General features: G+C 75.2%; 15 protein-coding genes and 2 pseudogenes. 11 read left to right on the top strand and 6 right to left on the bottom strand.

Features of this window, described 5'->3' with window-relative positions; genetic code table 11:
• Positions 1–7 precede the first annotated feature (7 nt).
• The 4 genes from CFP65_RS35395 (at position 8) to CFP65_RS35380 (ending at position 6945) form a co-directional block, all read left to right on the top strand.
• Positions 8–1102: an LLM class flavin-dependent oxidoreductase gene (locus CFP65_RS35395; RefSeq protein WP_104820007.1), complete on the top strand. Its 1095-nt coding sequence runs from the start codon at positions 8–10 to the stop codon at positions 1100–1102.
• A complete protein-coding gene (locus CFP65_RS35390) occupies positions 1099–3381 on the top strand; it encodes a hypothetical protein (RefSeq protein ID WP_104820006.1) in 2283 nt (760 codons plus the stop codon). Before CFP65_RS35395 ends, CFP65_RS35390 begins: the two co-directional genes overlap by 4 nt.
• Positions 3382–3383: 2 nt before the next feature.
• The gene (locus CFP65_RS42275) at positions 3384–5252 is read left to right on the top strand and encodes a hypothetical protein (protein ID WP_104820005.1); all 1869 of its coding nucleotides are present in this window, start codon (positions 3384–3386) and stop codon (positions 5250–5252) included.
• Between the two features lie 76 nt (positions 5253–5328).
• Positions 5329–6945 (top strand): hypothetical protein, encoded by a 1617-nt coding sequence (locus tag CFP65_RS35380; RefSeq protein ID WP_104820004.1) that lies wholly within the window; start codon positions 5329–5331, stop codon positions 6943–6945.
• A 39-nt stretch (positions 6946–6984) separates the two neighbouring features.
• Here CFP65_RS35380 and CFP65_RS35375 read toward each other — a convergent pair whose 3' ends face one another.
• Complete coding sequence (locus CFP65_RS35375; protein WP_158702530.1) at positions 6985–9954, bottom strand: AAA family ATPase; 2970 nt, start codon at positions 9952–9954, stop codon at positions 6985–6987.
• A 243-nt stretch (positions 9955–10197) separates the two neighbouring features.
• Between CFP65_RS35375 and CFP65_RS35370 the strand changes: the two genes are divergently transcribed.
• Positions 10198–11049: a helix-turn-helix transcriptional regulator gene (locus CFP65_RS35370; protein WP_104820002.1), complete on the top strand. Its 852-nt coding sequence runs from the start codon at positions 10198–10200 to the stop codon at positions 11047–11049.
• A 54-nt stretch (positions 11050–11103) separates the two neighbouring features.
• Here the strand turns inward: CFP65_RS35370 and CFP65_RS35365 are convergent, their stop codons facing one another.
• Complete coding sequence (locus CFP65_RS35365; protein WP_158702529.1) at positions 11104–11997, bottom strand: 3-hydroxyacyl-CoA dehydrogenase family protein; 894 nt, start codon at positions 11995–11997, stop codon at positions 11104–11106.
• A gap of 184 nt (positions 11998–12181) precedes the next feature.
• Positions 12182–12541 (bottom strand): helix-turn-helix domain-containing protein, encoded by a 360-nt coding sequence (locus tag CFP65_RS35360; RefSeq protein WP_104820000.1) that lies wholly within the window; start codon positions 12539–12541, stop codon positions 12182–12184.
• Between the two features lie 80 nt (positions 12542–12621).
• On the opposite strand from CFP65_RS35360, the gene CFP65_RS35355 reads away from it, so the two are divergent.
• Complete coding sequence (locus tag CFP65_RS35355; RefSeq protein WP_104819999.1) at positions 12622–13329, top strand: SDR family oxidoreductase; 708 nt, start codon at positions 12622–12624, stop codon at positions 13327–13329.
• A gap of 62 nt (positions 13330–13391) precedes the next feature.
• Here the strand turns inward: CFP65_RS35355 and CFP65_RS35350 are convergent, their stop codons facing one another.
• Positions 13392–14009 carry a DUF4239 domain-containing protein gene (locus tag CFP65_RS35350; protein ID WP_217368219.1) on the bottom strand — a complete coding sequence of 206 codons (618 nt, stop codon included), beginning with the start codon at positions 14007–14009 and terminating at the stop codon, positions 13392–13394.
• A gap of 12 nt (positions 14010–14021) precedes the next feature.
• Positions 14022–14150, bottom strand: coding sequence for a hypothetical protein (locus tag CFP65_RS41930; RefSeq protein WP_256387293.1), 129 nt, complete (start codon positions 14148–14150; stop codon positions 14022–14024).
• A gap of 296 nt (positions 14151–14446) precedes the next feature.
• Here CFP65_RS41930 and CFP65_RS35345 point away from each other — a divergent pair, with 296 nt between their 5' ends.
• The 5 genes and pseudogenes from CFP65_RS35345 to CFP65_RS35330 all read left to right on the top strand — a co-directional run.
• The gene (locus CFP65_RS35345; protein ID WP_104819998.1) at positions 14447–16192 is read left to right on the top strand and encodes a SulP family inorganic anion transporter; all 1746 of its coding nucleotides are present in this window, start codon (positions 14447–14449) and stop codon (positions 16190–16192) included.
• 29 nt (positions 16193–16221) lie between these two features.
• Positions 16222–16356, top strand: coding sequence for a DUF6126 family protein (locus tag CFP65_RS41575; protein ID WP_254552733.1), 135 nt, complete (start codon positions 16222–16224; stop codon positions 16354–16356).
• A 16-nt stretch (positions 16357–16372) separates the two neighbouring features.
• Positions 16373–16663 (top strand): annotated as a pseudogene (locus CFP65_RS35340) (ATP-binding protein); the annotation flags it as partial.
• A gap of 149 nt (positions 16664–16812) precedes the next feature.
• Complete coding sequence (locus tag CFP65_RS35335) at positions 16813–18219, top strand: threonine/serine exporter family protein (protein ID WP_158702528.1); 1407 nt, start codon at positions 16813–16815, stop codon at positions 18217–18219.
• Between the two features lie 69 nt (positions 18220–18288).
• Positions 18289–18741: pseudogene (locus CFP65_RS35330) on the top strand (transposase); the annotation flags it as partial.
• 295 nt (positions 18742–19036) lie between these two features.
• Here the strand turns inward: CFP65_RS35330 and CFP65_RS35325 are convergent.
• Positions 19037–20104, bottom strand: a complete 1068-nt coding sequence (locus tag CFP65_RS35325) for a LacI family DNA-binding transcriptional regulator (protein ID WP_217368218.1) — start codon at positions 20102–20104, stop codon at positions 19037–19039.
• Positions 20105–20132 lie beyond the last annotated feature (28 nt).

The following is a 20132-nucleotide window of genomic DNA, read 5'->3' as shown; positions in this document are numbered from 1 at the left end:
GCCACCCATGCGCTTCGGCGTCTCATTCCTGCCCGACTCCTCCCCGGAGACCAAGTCGCCGGTCGACTACTACCGGGAGGTCTTCGACCTCTGTCGGCAGGCCGACGAGGCCGGGCTCGACTACGTCAAGATGACCGAGCACTACCTGCACCCTTACGGCGGCTACTGCCCGAGCCCGCTCACCTTCCTGGCCGCCGTGGCCGCGCAGACCCGCTCGATCCGCCTGATCACCGGCTGCACCCTCCCGGTCTTCCACCACCCGGTGAAGCTGGCCTCCTACATCGCGATGGTCGACGCGATCAGCGGCGGCCGGCTGGAGGTCGGCTTCGCCCGGGCCTACCTGCCGCACGAGTTCCAGACCTTCCAGGTGCCGATGGACGGCAGCCGTCAGCGCTTCGAGGCCACCATCGAGGCCGTGCACCGCCTCCTCACCGAGGAGGCGGTCACCGAGGAGACCCCCTACTTCTCCTTCCGCAACGCCACCGTGCTGCCCCGGCCCACCCAGTCGCCGCGCCCGGCGTTCTGGATCGCCGCCGTGCAGACGCCCGACAGCTTCGACCGGATCGGCCGCTTCGGCCACAACCTGCTGATCACCCCGACCGGCCGCGAGTTCGACACCTCGCTCACCGCGCGCTACCGCGAGTCCTTCGCCGCCCACCACCCCGACGGCACGCCCCGGATCATGGCGAGCATGCCGCTGCTGGTCGCCGAGACCGACCAGAAGGCCCGCGAGCTGGCCGACCCGCACCTCGACGAGTACCTCCGCGTCTGGGGCTCCGCCCTGGACACCTGGGACGAGACCGTCTCCACCGACTACGCCCAGTACACCGGCCTCGGCAGCGTCGTGCGCACCATGACCGCCAAGGACCTGCGCGCCACCGGCACCGCCTTCGTCGGCTCCCCCGAACACGTCACCGACCTGATCGGCCGCTTCCAGGAGCGCGTCGGCGCCGACGGCATCCTCTGGCAGGTCGACTTCGGCGGCTTCGGCGGCACCGACGCCCTCCGCTCGATGGAGCTCTTCACCGAGCAGGTCCGCCCCGCCTTCACCGCCCCGGCCGAGCCGGCGGGTTCGAGCGAGACGGCCGGGGGCGCAGCGTGACCACCGCCGCGACCACCGCCGTGACCACCTCCCCTGCCTCGGCCGAGGCGGCCGGCCCGGGCCCGGACGCTCGAGGCTCGGCCCGACCGCCGGTCGCCCTGCTCGGCCGCGTGCCCGGCCGCCGCCTCGCGCCCGTCGCGCTGCGCGCCGCCCTGGCCGCGCTGGCCACCGCCCCCGACCGGGCCGCCGCCGAGCGCGAGGTGGCCGGCGCCCACCGCGAGGCCCTCCGGCAGGAGCGCGCGGCCCTCCGCGCCGCCCTGCGCGGCGACGCCTTCCGTTCGCCCGCCACCGCAGGGGCCACCGACCCGGTGAGCCGCTACCTCGCCGCCACCGAGCCGCCCGCCGACTCCGCCTCCCTCGCCGAGGTCGGCGAGGGAGGCGGCCCATCCGCCACCGACCTCGCCACGCTCGAAGCAGCCGCGCTGGAGCACCTCACCCGCGCCATGCTCCGCCTCGGCCCGCCCACCGCCCACACCGCCGTCGCCCCCGCCCGGTGGGCCGAGGACGGTGTGCCGCTCGACCGCCCCGGGCTCGACCCCGAGGCCGGCCGAACCAGCTTCTCCCCCGACCGCCCGATGCTGGCCATGGCCGTGGACGCGCTCCTCGCCGACGCCCCCGGCGCCCCCGAGACCGACGGGCTCCCGGCCCTCCTCCGGGCCAACTGGACGCTGCGGATGCTGCACTCCCAGGCCCGGTTCTACCGCCGCGACGGCGAGCAACTGCGCCTGGTCGGCACCGCGCTCACCCGCAAGGTCCGCGCCCTGCTCGGCCTGGTCGAGCCCGGCCCGCTCCCGAGCGAGGTGCTGGTCCGCGAGCTCTCCGCCGCGCTCGACCTCCCCCCAGCCGCCGCCACCGAGCTGATCACCGAGGCGCTCCGCCTCCAACTCCTGGTCAGTGCCGCAGACTTCGACCTCGACACCGATCAGCCCGCCGCCACCACCGCTGCGCACCTCGCCACCTCCCACCCCGAGGCAGCTGCTCTCCTCACCACCATCCAGCACCGGCTCGACACCGCCACCACCGGCGGCGAGCTGCAGGCCGAGACCCTCGCCGGGCTCGCCGAGGACCAGCGGGCCCTCAACGCCCTCCTCTCCCACCCCGTGAGCCTGCGCCTCACCGAGGAGCACGTGCTGCCCCAGGTCGCCGTCGCGGCCGGGCCGCACCGCCCGGCCCTGGACGACCTCGCCCAGGTGCTGGAGTACACCGCCCTCGCGGACCGCCTGCACGACGCCCGGGCCCTGCTGGTCACCGCCTTCACCGAGCGCTTCGGCGCCGGCGCCCGGGTCCGACTCGCCGACTGCGCCGCCGACCTGGTCACCGTGGTGGCCCGCCGCATCCAGCTCCTCACCCCCGCCACCAGCGCGGACTTCGGCCCGGCCGACGGCTCGCTCGGCGAACTGCTGCGCCTGCGCGCCGCCGCCCGGGCCCGCCTCGGCGAGCTGATCACCGCCGGGTCCGCCGAGGTGGCGCTCGACCCGGCCGAACTGGCCTCCCTGGCAGCGCAGTTGCCGGATCGGTTCCGCCGCACGGCCGCCTCGTACACGGTGCTGGTCCGGCCGCTGGGCGATCGCCTCACCGTCCTCGGCCACTACCCGGGCGACGGCAGCTTCACCCCGCGTCCGGTGGCCGCCCACCGCAAGGCGCTCGACCCGGTCGGCTGGCTCGGCCTCACGCTGGCCCACGACCCGGCCACCGACACGCTCGGCCTCCTCGACCCGTCCGGCGCTCCGGCCCGGCCCCAACTCCCCTCCACCACCAGGCCGGAGCAGCTCGCACCGGTGCAGCGGATCGCGCTCTGGCTGCACGGCACCAGCCGCCTCCGCCACGACCCGCTGGCCGAGGCCGCCGCCGACCGGGCGGGCACCTGGTCGGATTCCGGCACCCTCGCCCTGCCCCGACTGACGGCCGGCCGGGTGGTGCTCCAGGGCCGCCGCTGGTACCCGGGCGCCGACCTGCCGGGCGGCAGCGGCCCCGAGCTGCTCTGCGCGCTCGCCGACTGGCGGGCCGCCCATGGCGTGCCCGAGGAACTCCTGCTGGTCGAGCCCGCCCGGCCCGAGGCCGAGCTGGACGCCGTGCTCGGTACGGCTGCCGCCCCCGACCGCACCCGCTACCTCGACCTGGCCAGTGCCCTCTCGGCCGAGACGCTCCGCTCCCTGCCCGCCGGCAGCCACCTGGCGGAGACTCCGGCCGCCGTCCGGGACGGCGAACACGCGCTGGACTGGCTCCTGGAGTACGACCGGGCCCCCGGCGAGCAGTTCCGCAACGGCGGCCGGCTGTGAGGGTGAAGCTGCGGCCCGGCGCGCACTTCGTGCCCTCCGCCCGCGGCCTCTACTGCAGCCGGGCCGGCCGGTCCTTCGTGCTGCCCGTCCCGCCGGCCGTCCAACGCCTGCTGGACGACCGCCTCGGCGACCTCACCGACGGCGCCGAGGTGGCCTCCCTGCTCGGCCCGATCGACGACCCGACCGAGCTGGCCACCCTCCGCCAGGCCCTGGCCACCCTGCTCTCCCAGGGCCTGCTCTTCGACCTCGACCGCGCGGGTGGCCTCGTCCCCGACCGGGCCACCGCCGAGCGGTACGCGGACGCGCTCGCCCATCTGGAGGAGCACTGCGCCGAGCCGTACGCGGCCTTCGCCGCCCTGCGCGCCGCCCGGGTGGCCGTGCTGGGCGAGGGGCCGGCCGCCGTCAGCGCGGTACGCGGCCTGCGGAGCCTCGGCCTCGCCGCGGTCACCGACACCTTGGGACCCCGCACCACCGCAGCGGTGATCGCCGCCGACACCCCCGAGGAGCTCGCCAAGCTCGCGGCCCTGCTCCCGCCCGAGCTCCCGTACCTGCCGGTCGCGGCCGGCGACGGCCACCACCTGGTCGGCCCCGTCCTGCGCGGCCTCCCCTCGGCCCTCGCCTTCCCCGCCACCGCCGACCGGGTCGCCGCCTGGGCCGGCGTCCACCCGGCCGGCCACGCCCCCTCCCTCCACGCCGCCACCCTGGCCGGCTCCCTCGCGGCCCGCACCCTGCTCGACCTCCTCGCGACCACCGGCCTCGACACCAGCCGACTCACCGTCATCCACGGCCGCACCCTGCGCACCACCACCCGACCGGCCCCCACCCAGGCCCCCGGCCCCACCTGGCTCCCCATCGACCCGACGGCTCGGCCCGCCACCCCGACCGGCCACACGGCCCAGCCGCCCGAACGGCCGACCGAGCCGGCCGCAGGCCCGGCCCGACCCACCGAGGGCACCGCCAAGCCGGCCGCAGGCCCGGCCCGACCGACCGACACCCCCACCCCACCGGTCACCAGCCCGGCCCCTTCCTCCCCCACCACCGCCGAAGGCACGGCAGCGGCCCCCGAGGAGCGGCTGACCGAGGAGTGGTACGGCCTGGCCCGCTGGCTCGACGAGTCGGCACTGAGCCAACTCCCGTTCCGGCTGGCCGCCTTGGAGGCCGTGGCGCTGCCCGGCCGCCCGGTACTCACCGGTTGGGGCACCGACCCGGCGGACGCCCGGCGCGACGCGCTGCTGCGCCTGCTCCGGGCGACGGCCGCCGCCGCTGCGGAGCCGGACGCCCCGCACCCCGGCACCGCCGCAGCCGGCACCACCCGCCCCCGCTGGCTGCTGGACGGCCTGCTCCGCATCCTCGCCGAGGAGTTGCCCACCGACCTCGCCGCGCCGGAGTGGTCCGAGCTGCCCCCGTCGGAGCCGGCCACGCCCCGGGCCCGGTCGCTCCGCCGGGCGCTCACCCAGTACTTCGGCCACCCCGCCCGGCTGCACAGCCACACCCTCCCGGGCACCTCCTGGACCCTGGCGACCGTCACCGACACCGCCACCGGCGAGCGCCTCGCCACCCAGTGGGGGCCCTCCGTCCAGGCCGCCGGGCAGGCCGCCCTGGCCCGGGCGCTGGCCGGCCGCCAGCAGGAGGGCACGGCCCTCGCCACCGCGGCGGTCGGCACCCGGGCCCTCGAGTGGGCCCGCCCGGCCGAACTCGCCGCCCTGGCCGCCGCCTTGCACGCGCCGGAGGTGCTGCGCGGACGGTCCGTCCACGCCCACCTGCTCACCGAGGACCCGGTGCTCGGCCCGCTCCCCTTCCCCTGCGGCCTGATCCGGCTGGCCACCCCGCCGACCGCCCGCCCCACCGCCCCCTACCCGGAGGCCCTGTGACCACCCCAGCCACCCCAGTCACCCCAGCCACCGCACCCGCCCCACCCGCCGGCCCCACCCTCACCCCGGAAGCACCATGACCGCCCCGACCGTCGACCCCGCCGCGCTGCCGCCCGCCGCCGTACCGGCCACCGCCCAGCCAGCCACCGCCCTGCCGCCGGCCGACCTGCTCCGCTTCGCGCTGCGCCAGGGGCCGCTCCGCGGCCTGCTGCACGCTCCGATCAACGTGGACGAGCGGATCGCCACCACTGCCTGCCTGCCGCCGCCCCTGGCCCGGGGCGACTTCGGCCGGCCACTGCCGGCCGGGGCGCACGAGCTGCTCGCGGCCACCCCGTACCCGGCCGGCCGGGTCGCGGCCGACCGACTGCCCGGGCCGCAGCGGCTGGGCGCGGTGCTGGCCGCCACCTTCGGACCGCTGCGCCGGGAGCCGTCGAACCCCGCCAACGACCACCGCGTGACGGCCTCCGTCCGCAGCAAGTTCCCGGTGCACGTGTTCGCGGTGCCCCCGACCGGCCCGGCGGGCTACCTCGACACGTACCGGCACGCCCTGGTGGACCTCGACCCCGCCGGGGCCGACCCGGCCACCCTGCGCCCGGCCGAGGCGGAGGACCTCGTGGTCGTGCTCGCCGGCCGCCACACCGACCTGCCGACCCCGTACGGCGTGCTGCGCTGCGCGCTCGCGGATCTGGAGGTCGGGATCAACCTCCGCAGTCTGCTCGCCACGGCCGAACTCTTCGACCTGCGCACCTCCGTGCGGGTCTCCGGGCCCGAGGTGGCGGACGCGGCCCGGCTGGTGGCCGCCACCGGCCCGGGCAGCTGGTCGGCGCCGGTGGTGGTCACCCTGCACGGGGTGGGCCCGCTGCCGCCCGCCGTCCGGCTCGAACCGGCCGGCGGCGGGGCGCTGGACGCGGAGCTGGACGGCCTGCTCCGGGTCGAGAGCACCCACCCCAGCCTGCTGGAGACCGCCGCCGTGACGGCCATCCGCCTGGCCGCCCCCACCACCCCCGCCGGCTCCGGGCAGGCCCTCCCGGAGTTCTCCGGTCCCGCCCGACTCCCGCGCACGCCCGGCGGATCGGCCGCCGAGGACTGGGCCCGGGTCTGGTGGAACCGGTCGGCCGGCCGGGTGCCGAGCCCGCTCAGCGGGTTCTCCGCGCGGCCGGTCACGCTCGGCGAGGACTGCCTGCGCGATCTGCTCGGCTGGGCGGCCGGGCCCGCCCCCACCGCCGCGCTGCGCGAGGTGGGTGCCCGGGTCCGCCTCACGGCCGTGACGCAGCGGCTGGCCGGGCTGCCCACCGGGCGGTACGCGGTCGAGGACGGCGCGCTGCGGCTGGCCGAGGAGGATCCGGAGCTGCCGCGCCGGTTCGAGGAGATCTTCGGCTACCCGCTCAGTCCGACCAACGACTGCGGGGTGCGGCACGCCTCGGCGCTCTGGGTCTTCTCGGTCGACCTCCCAGCTCTGGTGGCCGAACTCGGTCCGGCGGCCTGGGGGTTGCTCCAGGTCTGGTGCGGCTGGGTCTCGCACGGGCTGACCCTGGGCGCGGCGGCGCACGGGCTGTTCGCCCGCCCGGCCCGGTCCTTCGACGAGCACCAGCTGGCCGATCTGCTGGCCCTGCCCGAGGAGGAGTCCCCGGTCTTCCTGACCGTCTGCGGCCGCACCCGGTACGCCGAGCCGATGCTCGACCTGCGCCCGTGAGCCCCCGGGCCGGGCGGAGCGAGGGGGCCGAGGGCGGCCTCACCCCCGCCCGGTTCCCTCCCCCGGTGCGGCCGGAGGCAGGCCGCCCTCGGCCGCGAGCAGCGCACCGAGCGCCGTCCGGGAGGTGACTCCCAACTTGCGGTAGACCTTGGCGAGATGGGCGTCCACGGTGCGCGGGCTGAGGAAGAGCCGGTCGGCGATCTCCCGGGTGCGGGCGCCCTCGGCGGCGAGGCCGGCGATCTCCCGCTCCCGCCGGGTGAGCAGCTCCAGCGCGGACGGCCCCTCGGTGGCGGCCTGGTCGGCCGCGCCCGGCCGCTCGGCCAGGCAGCGCCGGGCGGCGGCGGCCTGGGTGGCCACCCGGGTGGCACCGGTCTCGGCGGCCAGCTGCTCGGCCTCGGCCAGCCAGGCCTCGGCCCGCTGCCGGTCACCGGCGGCGGCCTGCACCGGCGCGCCCAGCGCCAGGGTGAGCGCGCGCTGCACGGTCTGGCCGGCGCTGTGGAAGGACTCGGCCGCCGCCGTCAACAGCTCCACGCTCTCGGCGAGTTGTCCGTCCGCCGCGGCCACCAGGCCGGCCGCCCGGCGGGCGAAGCCCTGCTGACCGCTCAGCCCCAGCCGGTCGGCGGCCTGCCCGGCCTGCTGGGCCCACTGCCGGGCCGCCGACAGGTCACCAGCCGCGCTCGCGGCGGCGGTCAGCAGCGAGTACCAGAGCGGCCGCCCGGTCACCTGGGCCAGCGGCAGCTCCGGGCCACCGCCGGCCGTGATCAGCACCCGGGTGCAGCGGTCGAAGTGGCCGGTGGCCAGCAGGGCCTGGGCGTGGCCGGAGGCGGCGCTCCGGCCCCACCAGCCGCCGGCCGGAGCCGAGCGGGCGGCCTGTTCGGCGAGGGCCAGCGCGGCCCCCGGCTCGCCGGTCCAGGCGATCGCACCCGCCCGGAGCGCCATGGCCATGGCCGTCAGCTCGCCGTTCCCCGACGAGCGGGCCACCTCCTCTGCCTCCAGGGCGGTGACCCCGGCCTGCCCGGGCTCGTTGGTCCACAGCTGCCGGAAGCCGATGCCCAGCAGCAGGTGCGGCAGCACGTGGTGCTGCCCGTACCGGCGGGCCAGCCGCAGGCCGCGGTCGTGGTGGCGGGCCGCGTCGTTGTGCTGCTCGACGAAGAGCTCGCCCCAGCCCAGCTGGGCCAGCATCTCGGGCTCCTCGGCCAGCGCGGTGTCGGGCAGCCGGTCCGCCAGCGCGGCGCAGGCGGCCAGCTCCCGCCGGGCCCGCTGGACCTTGCCGAGGTACGCGCCGCCGAGCCCGCGCACGGCCAGCGCGGCCGCCTCGGCCACCGGATCGCCGAGGCTCCGGGCCGCCAGCACGGCCTGCTCGACGATCCGGTCGCCGGCCGCGAAGCCGCTGCCCAGCAGCGCGACCATGCCGTACTCGGTCATCAGCGCCACCGCCTCGGGCGACACCAGGCCCTCCACCGCCGGGAGTTCGGTGCGCAGCAGCGCCTCGGCCTCGGAGTAGTGGCCGAGCATCCGCTCCGTCCGGGCACAGAAGGCGGCGGCCGCGATCCGCCGCGCCGGCGGGTCGGCGGGCATCCGGGCCAGCACCTCGTGCAGCAGGTCGCGGCTCTCGGCCAGGCGTCCGGAGCTGGCCAGGGCGCGGGTGAGGGCGATCTCCAGGTCGAGCCGGTGGTCGCGTTCGGCGGGGGTGTCCGGGAGGGCGGCGAGCACGGTGCCGAGCCAGCGGGCCGCCGCGCTCGGGTCGGTGCGCCGGGCGGCCTCCGCGGCCTCCTCCAGCACCCGGACGGCCGTCGGGTCGGCCTCGCCCAGGCAGTGCTCGGCGTGCCGGGCCCGCTCCACGGCGGGGGCACCCGCCCGGGTCAGCCGGGCCAGCGCCCGGCGGTGCGCGGCCACCAGCCAGAGCGGGTCGGCGTGCTGGTGCACCAGCCGGTGCAGCACGGCATGACGGAAGGTCAGCAGCGCCGTCCCCGGCACCGGCCGCAGGATGTCGCGCCGGATCAGCGCGGTGGCGGCCCGGTGGGCCCGCACGGCGTCGAAGCCGGCCACCTCGGCCAGCGCCTCGACCCCGAACCGCTCACCCAGCACGGCGGCCGCGGCGGCCAGCAACCGGTCGTCCTCGTCCATCAGCGCGAGCTCGCCGAGCAGCACGGCCGCGGCCCGCCCGGTGGACCGCCCGCGCTCGCCGGTCGACCCGCCCGGCTCGGCCAGATCGACCAGGGCGAGCACCAGCAGCGGGTTGCCGCCGCTCTCCTGGTGGATCTCCTCCCAGCGTTCCCGCTCCCCTTCCTCGGGCTGGGCGCCGGCCGGGTCCACCGACCGGGCGAGCGCGGCTGATCCGGCCAGGGCGACCGATTCGGGTGCGGAGAGCGGCGCGACCTCCACCCGTTCGGCCGGGCCGCTCTGCCCGGCCCGGGCCAGGGCGTCGAGCAGCCGCAGGGCGGTCTGGCGAGGGCGGTGGGCGAGGACGAGCAGCAGCGGCCCGGGGACGCGGTGGCGGATCAGGTGGTCGGTGAGCTCGACCGAGGCCGGATCGGCCCACTGGAGGTCATCGAGCAGCAGCAGCACCGGGCCCCGCTCCGCCCACCGGGCCAGCAGCGAGCGCACCCGCTGATGGAGCCTGACCCCCTCGGTACCGGCCCCGGCCTCCTCCGCGGCCGCTCCGTCCCCGAACAGCGGCTCCAGCGGGCCGGCCAGGTCGGGCGGCAGCAGCCGCCCGGCGGCCTCGGCCCGGAACCGGTCGCCCAGCGCGTCCTGGTACGCGCCGAACCGCAGCCCGCTCTCGGCCTCGGTCGCGCGCCCTTCCAGCACCTGGACGCCCCTGGCCCGGGCCTCCGCCGAGAGTTCCAGCAGCAGTCTGGTCTTGCCGATGCCGGGTTCGCCGGCCAGCTCGATGACGCCGCCGACACCGTCCACCAATCCGCCGAACCGGCGGCTCAGCGCCCGGAGTTCAGCCGCGCGGCCGATCAGGCCGGTCGGCTGCTCCGGGCAGCACTCTCCTACGTCCACAAGCCCCGCCCCACCGCACACCGGCGCCGGCCCGGGGCGCATTGCTCCACCGGCCGCCGGGAACCGCCCCCGATCAGGCATCACCATAGGTGACTGATCATTACTACGTAAATGCTCATTAGGTAGTTCTGCGGATGACCCGTGAAGGCCACCGCACATAGATTCATCGATGCGCCACCCGATCGACCGAGGGGTGACGACCACGGACCCCCGTCCACTGCCCTTCCCCCAGGAGCAGCCTGAATGTTGCACCACCTGACTCCCGCCGCCGCCACCGGATCCGGCCTCCACACCGTGCTCGCCGACGAGAGCAGCTACTGGCGGTCGGTGCTCGACCTCGCGGGGAGCCGGCTGGACTCCCTGTCGACGATGCAGAGTCAACTGCCCACCACCGGAGCCGAACCGACCACCGAGCTGCTCACCGACCCGGCGGCCGTCGCCGCCTTGCTGACCGCGCTCGCCACCGAGGGCGGCGCCGAGGTCAGCTGGCTGCGCCCCACCTCCCCGGAGCCCTCCCCGCTCGCCTCGCAGCTGGGCCGCCACCTGCCCGAACTCCCCTGCGGCATACGGATCCGCGCTGTCCTGGACGGCACCGAGGAGGCCGCCCGCACGGCCCGGCTGCTGGCCGCCCGCCCGGGCGCGCAGGAGGCGGACCTGCGCACCAGCCCCGAACTCGCCCAGGAACTCCTGCTGGTCGACGACCGGATCGCCCTGCTGCCCCAGGCCGGGGCCGGCCTCGCGGTGCTCCGCGAGCCCACCGCGATCCGGCTCGCCCGCCTGCTCTTCCAGGCGGCCTGGTCCGCGGCCCTCCCGCTGCCGACCGGGGAGGCCGCCCAGGAGCCCGGCCAAGAGACCGCCGGGGCGCCCGACTTGGACCGTGAGGCGCTGACCGAGGACCCGGTGCGGCTCCAGACCCTGCAACTCCTGGCCGCCGGCGCCAAGGACGAGGCGATCGCCCGCCGCACCGGGGTCTCGCTCCGCACCTGCCGCCGCCACGTGGCGGCGATCCTGCTCGCCCTGGACGCCAACAGCCGCTTCCAGGCGGGCGTCAAGGCCGTCGCCCTCGGCCTGGTCGACCCGCTCGACCTCGGCTGAGGCCGACCCCCGCCCCGACCCCCGATCCTCACCCCCGGCCCTCATCCCTGGCCCTCATCCCTGGGCGGCGCCCGTACCGCCCGCCGGGAGGCCGTAGGCGTGGAAGCCGGCCCCGGTCTTGCGGCCGAGCCGGCCGTCCGCCACCAGCGCGCGCAGGTGGGCGCTGGCCTTGAACCGGTCGTCCCGGTAGCTCTCGTGGAGGCTGTCCAGGGTGAGCAGCACGGTGTCGAGCCCGATCAGGTCCGCCGTCTCCAGCGGGCCCATCCGGTGGCCGAAGCACCGCTTGAAGATCTGGTCGATCACGGCGGGCTCGACCCCCTCCTCCTCCACCAGCCGGGCGGCCTCGTTGAAGAAGAGGTGCGAGATCCGGTTGCTGACGAAGCCGGGGAAGTCCCCCACCACGATCCCCTCCTTGCCGAGGTCCGCCAACAGGCCCATCACGTAGGCCATGCAGGCCTCCGAGGTCTCCGCCCCGCGCATCACCTCCACGGCCTCCTTGAGGTAGGCCGGGTTCATGAAGTGGATGCCCACCACCAGCTCGGGCCGGCCGGTCTCGGCGGCGAGCCGGCCGATGCCGATGCTGGAGGTGTTGACCCCGATCCCGACCCCGGCCGGCAGCACCCGGTCGAGCTCCCGGTAGACCGCCCGCTTGGTCTCCCACTCCTCGCTGACGTTCTCCACCACGAACTCGCAGCCGCCCAGCGCCTCCAGCGCGGTGTACGTGGTGACGCCGGCCAGCGCCTCCGCCGCCCCGACCCTCGGCAGCCCCGGCCGCAGCATCGGCCCGAACCGCACCGCCTCCGCCACCACCCGCCGGGCCCGCTCCAGCGCCGCCGGATCACGGTCCACCAGGACGACCCGGAAGCCGTGCAGGACGAGATCGGCACAGACCGTGGCACCGATCGAACCGGCACCGACGACCCCGATGGTACGCGCTGTATCGCTCACGAATCTTCCCTCACTGGACAGTTGGCAGCCGAATGGCCCGACAGCAGCCGACCCTTGCAGTCGATCACTCCCCCTGACCACCCCGCCCACCCCCACCCCGGAGCCCCTGTCCACTCCCTGCCACCACCCGCCGCGACGCCCTCCCCCACTGACATCCTCCTGCCGGGCCCGCACCACCGGCGGGTCAGTCCAGCGGTTGCCGAGCCCGGGCCGCCTCGATGTCGGGGACGTGGGCCTCGGCCCACTGGCGGACGGCGCGGAGCGGGACGAGGAGGGAGTCGCCGAGCGGGGTGAGGGCATACTCGACCCGGGGCGGGTTCTCCGGGTACTCCTGACGGCTGATCAGGCCGTCGGCCTCCAGGGAGCGGAGGGTCTCGGTCAGCGCCTTGGGGGTGATGCCCCGGATGTGGGTCTTGAGTTCGGTGAAGCGGCGGGGGCCGTCCTCCAGGGCGTTGACCACGAAGACGGTCCAGCGGGCGCCGATGCGGTGCAGCACGGTGCGGCTCGGGCAGGTCGCCGCCATCACGTTGTAGGCCTTGGCCACCGCCGCCTCCGGTTTCGTTGAAGATACCGGTATCGAATCCATACCGTGAGGCCAGATCCTAACGAGCGGGAGGGAAACCCATGGAGCGGGTACTGGTCATCGGTGGAGCGCGGGGCCTCGGGGCGGCCGTCGCCCGGCGGGCGCGCGAGGACGGGTACGAGGTGGTGATCGCCGCCCGCGACCTGGCCGCGGCCGAGGCGCTGGCGGACGAGATCGGCGCCACGGCCTTGCGGATCGACCTCCAGGACGAATCGACCATCGCGGCGGCGGCGCAGCACCTCGCGGCGGAGGGCCTCGACCACATCGTCACCACCGCCTCGGCGCCGCACGACGTCCGGGCCACCGAACTGGACCGCGAGAGCCTGGTGGCCGCGTTCACCGCGAAGGTGCTCGGCCCGATGCTGGTCGCCAAGCACTTCGCGCCCGTGCTGCGCCCCACCGGCTCGATGGTGCTGTTCTCCGGGGTGGTCGGCTGGCGCCCGGGGCCGGGCTCGCTGGTCAAGGGGGTGACCAACGGCGCGGTGGAGTACGCCGCCCGCCACCTCGCGGCGGACCTGGCCCCGGTGCGGGTCAATGCCGTCTCCCCCGGCGTGGTGGACTCGGGTGCCTGGGACCGCCTCGGCGAACAGAAGGCCGCCCTGCTGGCCAAGAGCGCGGCTGGCACCCTGGTCGGCCGGCACGGCGAGTCGGCGGACCTGGTCGACGCGGTGCTCTGGCTGCTCCGGGCCGGCTTCGTCTCCGGCGAGACCGTCCACGTGGAGGGCGGCGCCCGCCACAAGGCCGGCTGAGGCTGGCTGAGGCCGGCTGAGCCCTGCGGCCCGCCGAGGCCCGCCCTCCGCCGAGGCGGGGCTCAGCGGGCCGGCGGCAGCCGGGCGAGGAACACGTCGAAGGCCGTGGGCTTGACCGGGTTAAGGCCGTCGAAGGGGTAGCTCATGTTGCGGATGGCGATCAGGGAGAGGCAGACCAGCACCGTCAGGGAGAGCACCATCGCCAGGTGCACCCAGGTGTTGGAGAGGCCGAAGAGGAAGGTGAAGGCCACCGTGATCACCGCCCCCACGATCAGCGCCACCCAGAGCAGCGGAGGCACCACCTCGGTGATCTCGTTCAGCCGGGCCCGGCGGCCGCCGGCCAGGTCCTCCACCCCGGTCACCAGGTGGTCGTAGAGCACCGTCTGCTGGTCGTCGGCCGGCTTGAAGGCGAGTGCGGTGTCTCGGATCCGGTACATCAGCGCGGTGGCGGCCGGGTCGCTGTGGTGGTCGCGCATCTCGCGCCACTCGGTGTCGGTCACCGCGTGCGCGTACTGCACCGTCAGCCCCTCCAGGGTGGCGCCCTCGGGCAGCGGCAGTTGACGGGAGAGCCAGTAGACCCCGGCCAGCGCGTTGGCCTCCTTGAAGGTGGTGCTCTTGGCGGTCGCGGTGTTCTCCCACACCACGATCACCACGAAGGCCAGCAGCACGGCGTAGAGCACCCCGACGGCGGCTCAGATGAAGCCGGCCACGTCGTTGTGCGGCACCCGCAGGCTCGGCGGGTTGAGCCGCTGCAGCAGCTGCATCGCCAGGGCGACGAGCAGCAGGCTGCCCGCCAGGATCGCGAGGTCACTCCAGTCCACCGACAGACTCCCAGCACGCTCGACCGATGACGGAACGTCACCAGTCTTGGCGATCACCCCGCAGGCAGCGACCCGAGCGACCGGCCCGACCCGTGGCGCGGCCGACCCATCGACAACTCACGGCTTGAAGAATTCTTCATGTTCATAGATAGTTCTTCGCGCAAGCGGGGTCGGCCGGCGCGGCCGACCTGACGCAACGGGCAGGGCAGAAATGGAGGAGCGCCAAGGTGGCCGTTCCGCGTGATGGAGCTGCTGCGGGCCCAGCTGCGCGGCACCGTCCGGACGGCGGAGCCCGCATGAACCCGCTCCGCCGTCCCCCGGCCTTCGGCCGGTCAGCGGTCCTCGGGCGCGCCGTCGCCCGGGTCCGGGCGGTACTTCCCTCCCGGCGGACACTGGCCGGGATGGGACGTTCCCCGCGCCGCGACCTGGTCGCCGGCCTCACCGTGGCGATCGTGGCGCTGCCGCTCGCGCTCGGCTTCGGGGTGGCCTCCGGTGCGGGCGCCGAGGCCGGCCTGGCCACGGCCGTGGTGGCCGGTGCGCTGGCGGCGTTCTTCGGCGGGTCCGAGCTGCAGGTCTCCGGGCCCACCGGGGCGATGACCGTGGTGCTGGTACCGATCGTCCACCGGTACGGCACCAGCGGCGTGCTGACGGTGGGCCTGCTGGCGGGCGTCCTGCTGGTGGCCGCCGCGCTCGGCGGGGTCGGCCGGTTCATGGCCTACGTGCCGGTACCGGTGGTGGAGGGCTTCACCGTCGGCATCGCGCTGGTGATCGGCCTCCAGCAGCTCCCCGCCGCCCTCGGCGTACGGGCCCCGGGGGCCTCGAACGTCCTGGTCTCCGCCTGGGACGCGGCGGCCGGCTTCGCCCGGGCGCCGCACCCGGCCGCGCTGGGGCTGGCCGCCGGGGTGGCGGCGGTGATGCTGCTCGGTGCGCGGCTGCGGCCGGGCCTGCCGTTCTCGCTGGTCGCCGTCGTGGCCGCGACCCTGGCCGTGCGGTTCGCCGGTCTCGACGCGGCCACCATCGGGCACCTGCCCTCGGGGCTGCCCGCGCCCTCGCTCTCCTTCCTCCACCCCGGTGCCGTACCGCAGCTGGCCACCGCCGCCCTGGCCGTGGCGGCGCTGGCCGCGCTGGAGTCGCTGATGTCGGCCACCGCCGCCGACGCGATGAGCGCCGGCGAGCGCCACGACAGCGACCGCGAGCTCCTCGGCCAGGGCATCGCCAACCTCGTCGCCCCGCTCTTCGGGGGCGTCGCGGCCACCGGCGCGATCGCCCGCACCGCCGTCAACGTCCGCTCCGGCGCGGTCTCCCGGCTCGCCGCCCTCGTGCACGCCGCCCTGCTCGCGGTGGTCGTCTTCGCCGCCGCGCCGCTGGTGGCGGGCATCCCGCTGGCCGCCCTGGCCGGGGTGCTGATCGCCACCGCCGTACGGATGGTCGAGGTCGGCTCGCTGCGGGCGCTGGCCCGCTCCGGGCGGGGCGAGGCCGCGATCATGCTGCTCACCGCCGGCGCGACCCTGGCCTTCGACCTGGTCACCGCCGTGCTCGTCGGCCTCCTGGTGGCCGGCGCACTGGCGCTGCGCCAGGTGGCCCGTTCGGCGGCCCTGACCCGGGTGGACCTGCACGAAGGGCCGCCGCCGGCCGGGGTGGACCTCCCGGCCGAGGGCCGGGGGACGATCGTCGCCTACCGGGTGGACGGCCCGCTGTTCTTCGCCGCGGCGCACCGCTTCCTGCTCGAGCTCGCCGACACCGCCGAGTTCCAGGCCGTCGTCCTGCGGCTGTCCCGGGTCAGCGCGATGGACGCCACCGGGGCGCGGGTACTGGGCGAGGCGATCGACCGACTCGCCGACCGGGGCGTCCTGGTCCTCGTCTCCGGCGTCCGGCCGGAACACCGCCGCACCCTGGACGCCCTCGGCGTACTGGACCACCTGCACGGGCTGGGCCGGGTCTTCCCGAGCGCCCCGGAGGCGATCTCCTACGCCCACCACCACCTGCACCGCCCGGGGCTGCTGACCGGCCACACCTCCCACAGCCGCCGCCGACCCGGCTGACGCACCGACCACCGAAGGAAGAGCCCACCGTGAGCAACGCCGTCAAGGACGAGAAGGCCAAGCGCAAACAGGCCTGGACCCGGGCCGCGATCTACATCGCCGGCACCCACTTCTTCGCGTTCTTCGTCATCCTGCTGTTGTACGTCGGCGGCCACCGCCACTAGACCGCGCAAGTCGAAGGTCGACGGGTCGACTGCCAGGACCGTCGCGCGGATCCGCCGGGCCGGCCTCATCGTCGCTGGTGATGTTGACCTACTGCCGGTCGGCGAGGACGTCGCCGAGGCGTTCTCCCGAATCACCGGCGCCGCCTACGAGCGCCGCTCGATCGCGGTGACCGGCAACATCCACCCGTCCGGGTTTGACCCGATCATGCCCAAGGCCCTCGCCGGAGCCGGTACCGATCGGCTCATGCACCACGCTCACCTCGTCCAGACCTCCGGCGACTCGGCACCGGCCTGGCGACACGACTGAAACACCTTCGCACTCACTTAGCCGGGCAGCGGCTGCTGCCGGCTATGCCGATGCGATGCGCCGGACGGCCCAGGCCGACGGGCCCGGAGGAGCGAGACATGACACCTTGGCCGGGCGGAGAGGAAATCACCGTAGTCGGAGGTGCCGCAGTGCCGAGCAGGCCCTTGCCATGGCTCCAGCAGAACCTGGGGCGGCTGCGCGGCCTGGAGGACGATCCAGACCCGATGCTGAGTCCGCCGGACGACCCCACCGCTCCCGACGCGGCGTTCGTGATCGCCCTGGCCTTGTTGATCGGCGAGTCACTGTTCGCCAACGGGGCGTCAGCCGAGGAGACCTGCGCCGGGATGCTGGTCACCGCCGAGGCCTACGGACTCCTGTGGTGCGAGCCGAGCGCCACCCTCTGGGTTCTGTCCCTCTCGGGGCGGATGCCGACGGACACGAAGCCGACGGTCGAGCAGCGGGTGATGCGCCGCCATTTCACGGACTTCACCGCGCTCGGAGAGACTGAGCAACTGATCCAGGAGATCAGTGAGGGTGCGATGCCGGCGGCCGAAGCACGCCGACGGGCGCTCGCTCTGCGCCCGACCCCCGCTGCGCTCCCCCGGTTCGACAGCCGCAGGGTGGCTTGGCGAGGCCGGATGACCTCATGGGGCACGGCTGCCGCACACGGCGGAGCCGTGGCGGCCGGTGGAAGTCTGGTGGCCGGCGGCGGGCTGCGGGTCGTCCTGCCCTCCTTCCTGGCCGCGACCGTGGCCAACCGCGTCTTCTCACTCCTCGAGGGCTACGGAGTCCTGACGTTCTACCGTTCGGTCGCAGCCGCCTTGCCGGCGGCATTGGCAGCCATCGTGATGAACGAGTTCGGACACGGCCGCGACAGTCCGGCGATCGTGGTGGGTGGGATTCTGGCCCTGCTTCCGGCCTTGACGGTGATCGGGGCGGTCCAGGACTCCCTGACAGGCCATTACCTCACCGCGTACGCGCGGCTCCTTGACGCCGTGCTGATCTTCCTCGCCCTGGTCGCCGGCATCGGCGCCGCGTTCACCGTCGCGGCGCAGCTCGGCCGTCACCTGCCGCTGCTGCCGCCCGCCAGCCCGCCGAGCTACCTCTCCTGGCGCCTGGCGGGCACTGTTCTCCTCGCCTGGGCCGTCGCCTACCGGATGAAAGTGCCGCCCCGTGCCTGGGGCACGGCGGTGCTGCTCAGCCTCGGGGGCCTGATCGCCTACATCGCGCTACGCGAAGCCGGCTGCTCACGCCTCCTGGCCACCGGGATCGTGGCCACCGCGATCGGGGCGATGGGCCAACTCGCGGTCAGCGCCCGGGCCTCCACCCTCCCGTGGGTGATCCCGGCGGTCACTCCGTTCCTGCCCGGCAGTGCCCTGTACCGCGCCTTGAGTGAGCTGGCCGTCGGCGAGACCTCGCGTGGTGTCGGCGACATCATCCAGACGATCGGCATCTGGGGCACCCTCGCGGCCGGGGTCAGCCTCAGCGGTGAGGCGGCCGCGTTTGTCCACCAACTCCGGGCCCAGCGCCAAGCCCGCCGCAGTGACGGTCGGTAGCCGATCCGCGCGTACTTTCTGACGCCGCCCGGCCTCTGGCCAGAGCTCCCGGTCGGACTCGCCGAGGGGCTGATCGTCCGCAAGGAACGCCCGCACCCCGGCGCCCAGCTGCGGATCACCGACATCGACGGCCACCGCTTCACCGTCTTCGCCACCAACACCACCGGCGGCCAGCTCGCCGACCTCGAACTTCGCCACCGCCGCAGGGCCCGCGCCGAGGGCCGCATCCGCGCCGCCCATGCCACCGGACTGCGCAACCTCACCCTGCACGACACCGCCCAGAACCAGGTCTGGCTGGAGGTCGTCTCCCTCGCCCTGGACCTGCTCGCCTGGCTGCCGATGCTCGCCCTCGACGGCGAAGCCCGCCACTGGGAGCCCAAGAAGATGCTCCTCCGACCGTTCTCCGCCGCGGCCCGCCTTGCGGCCACCGCCCGCACCCGCCACCTGCTCTTCAATCACCGATGGCCCTGGACCCACCTGATCACCGACGCGATCGCCCGGCTCAACGCACTCCAGAACCCCGCTGACCAGCGCATCAGACCATCCCGACGATCCGCACCAACCCCGGGAGCAGTGGAACCGTGGTTGGCACTGAGAAGGATCACAGCCTCCGGCGCCATTCTGCGCCTGCTCACCGCTCTGTCGGCCGCGACCAACTACAGCGGCGGCTGGCTGCTCGGCATCGAGCTGACCGGCCTCAGGGGCCGGGCTGCTCAGCGCGCCCGGACCAGCCCGTTTGGGGCGTCTGCGCCGGACGGCACCAACGACTACACCTTCACCGCCCGAGTGACTGGCCGCCAACTACACCCTCAACTACCTACCGCTCAGTGTCCGGCCGTTTTTCGGGCCCGACCACGACCCACGGCACTTGGGGTCTGTCGGCCTCGCCCGATAGGGCCGCTCGCGCGCACGCACGGCCCTGCTCTCGCAACGGTGCCGCCACCGACCAGACTCCTGAGGCGGTGGCCTCTCGCGAGCCGTCCCAGCCGGTGAGCACCACCTCCCGCTGTGCGCGGGCCACCGCTAGGCGCGCCCCCAGCGCCAGCTCATCGCTCATCGCCAGCACCACCACAGGGTCAGAGCCCTCCACCGTCCCCAGCAGCGCCGCGGCCGCCTCCTCACCCCGTTCGCGCTGGTTGCGCTGGACGACTGCAATGCGCACGTCGTCCCAGTCCTGGCCGGCTTCGATCAGCGCATCGCGGTAGCCGGCCAGACGAGCCCCGGTGACGGGGAAGGGGACCGCCTTCAGGTCCATCAGGTCAGGGGGCAGGTCGCTCCCACGGAGGACACCGCTGGTGCGGCGCCGGTCGAGGGGGAAGCTGATGATGACGGGCGTCGCCCCGGCCAGCGGCGTGGCCGCCGCGACCGCGGCCGCGGCTGCGCGATCATCAGGCCCGATGCACACCAGCCCCGGGTGAGCAGGACCGCCCTGGATGGCAGCGGGTCGCCCGCTGCCGGCGACGGCGGCCAGCACCGGGTCATCGGCGACGGTGGTCCACAGCACGTAGCCGTCCACCGCCGCTGCCAGCACCCTGTCGACGTCGCCGGCATCGCCTCGGGTCGGGATCAGCACCACTCCCAGGTCCTCGCTGACGCAGACGTCGGCGATCCCGGCCACGAACTGCGCCGCCTGCGGGTCGTCGAACACATAGGACAGGTGCTCTCCGACCACCACCCCCAGCTGCTTGGTGCGCCCGGAGCGCAGAGCGCGAGCCGTGCTGTCGGGGCGGTAGCCCAGCTGGGCCGCGGCCGCGAGCACCCGCGCACGGGTGGCCTCGGCTACCCGCGCGGGGTGGTTGAAGGTATAGGAGACCGTCATTGGCGCAACCCCCGCCTCAGCGGCGACATCTTTGACGGTGGGACGCCGCTGCTCAGGTGTGGACACGTCGGCAGCATACGTTGTGTAACGTTAC

Origin of the sequence: Kitasatospora sp. MMS16-BH015 (assembly GCF_002943525.1) — a bacterium.
GTDB lineage: Bacteria > Actinomycetota > Actinomycetes > Streptomycetales > Streptomycetaceae > Kitasatospora.
This window is presented reverse-complemented; position numbering and strand designations above follow the sequence as displayed.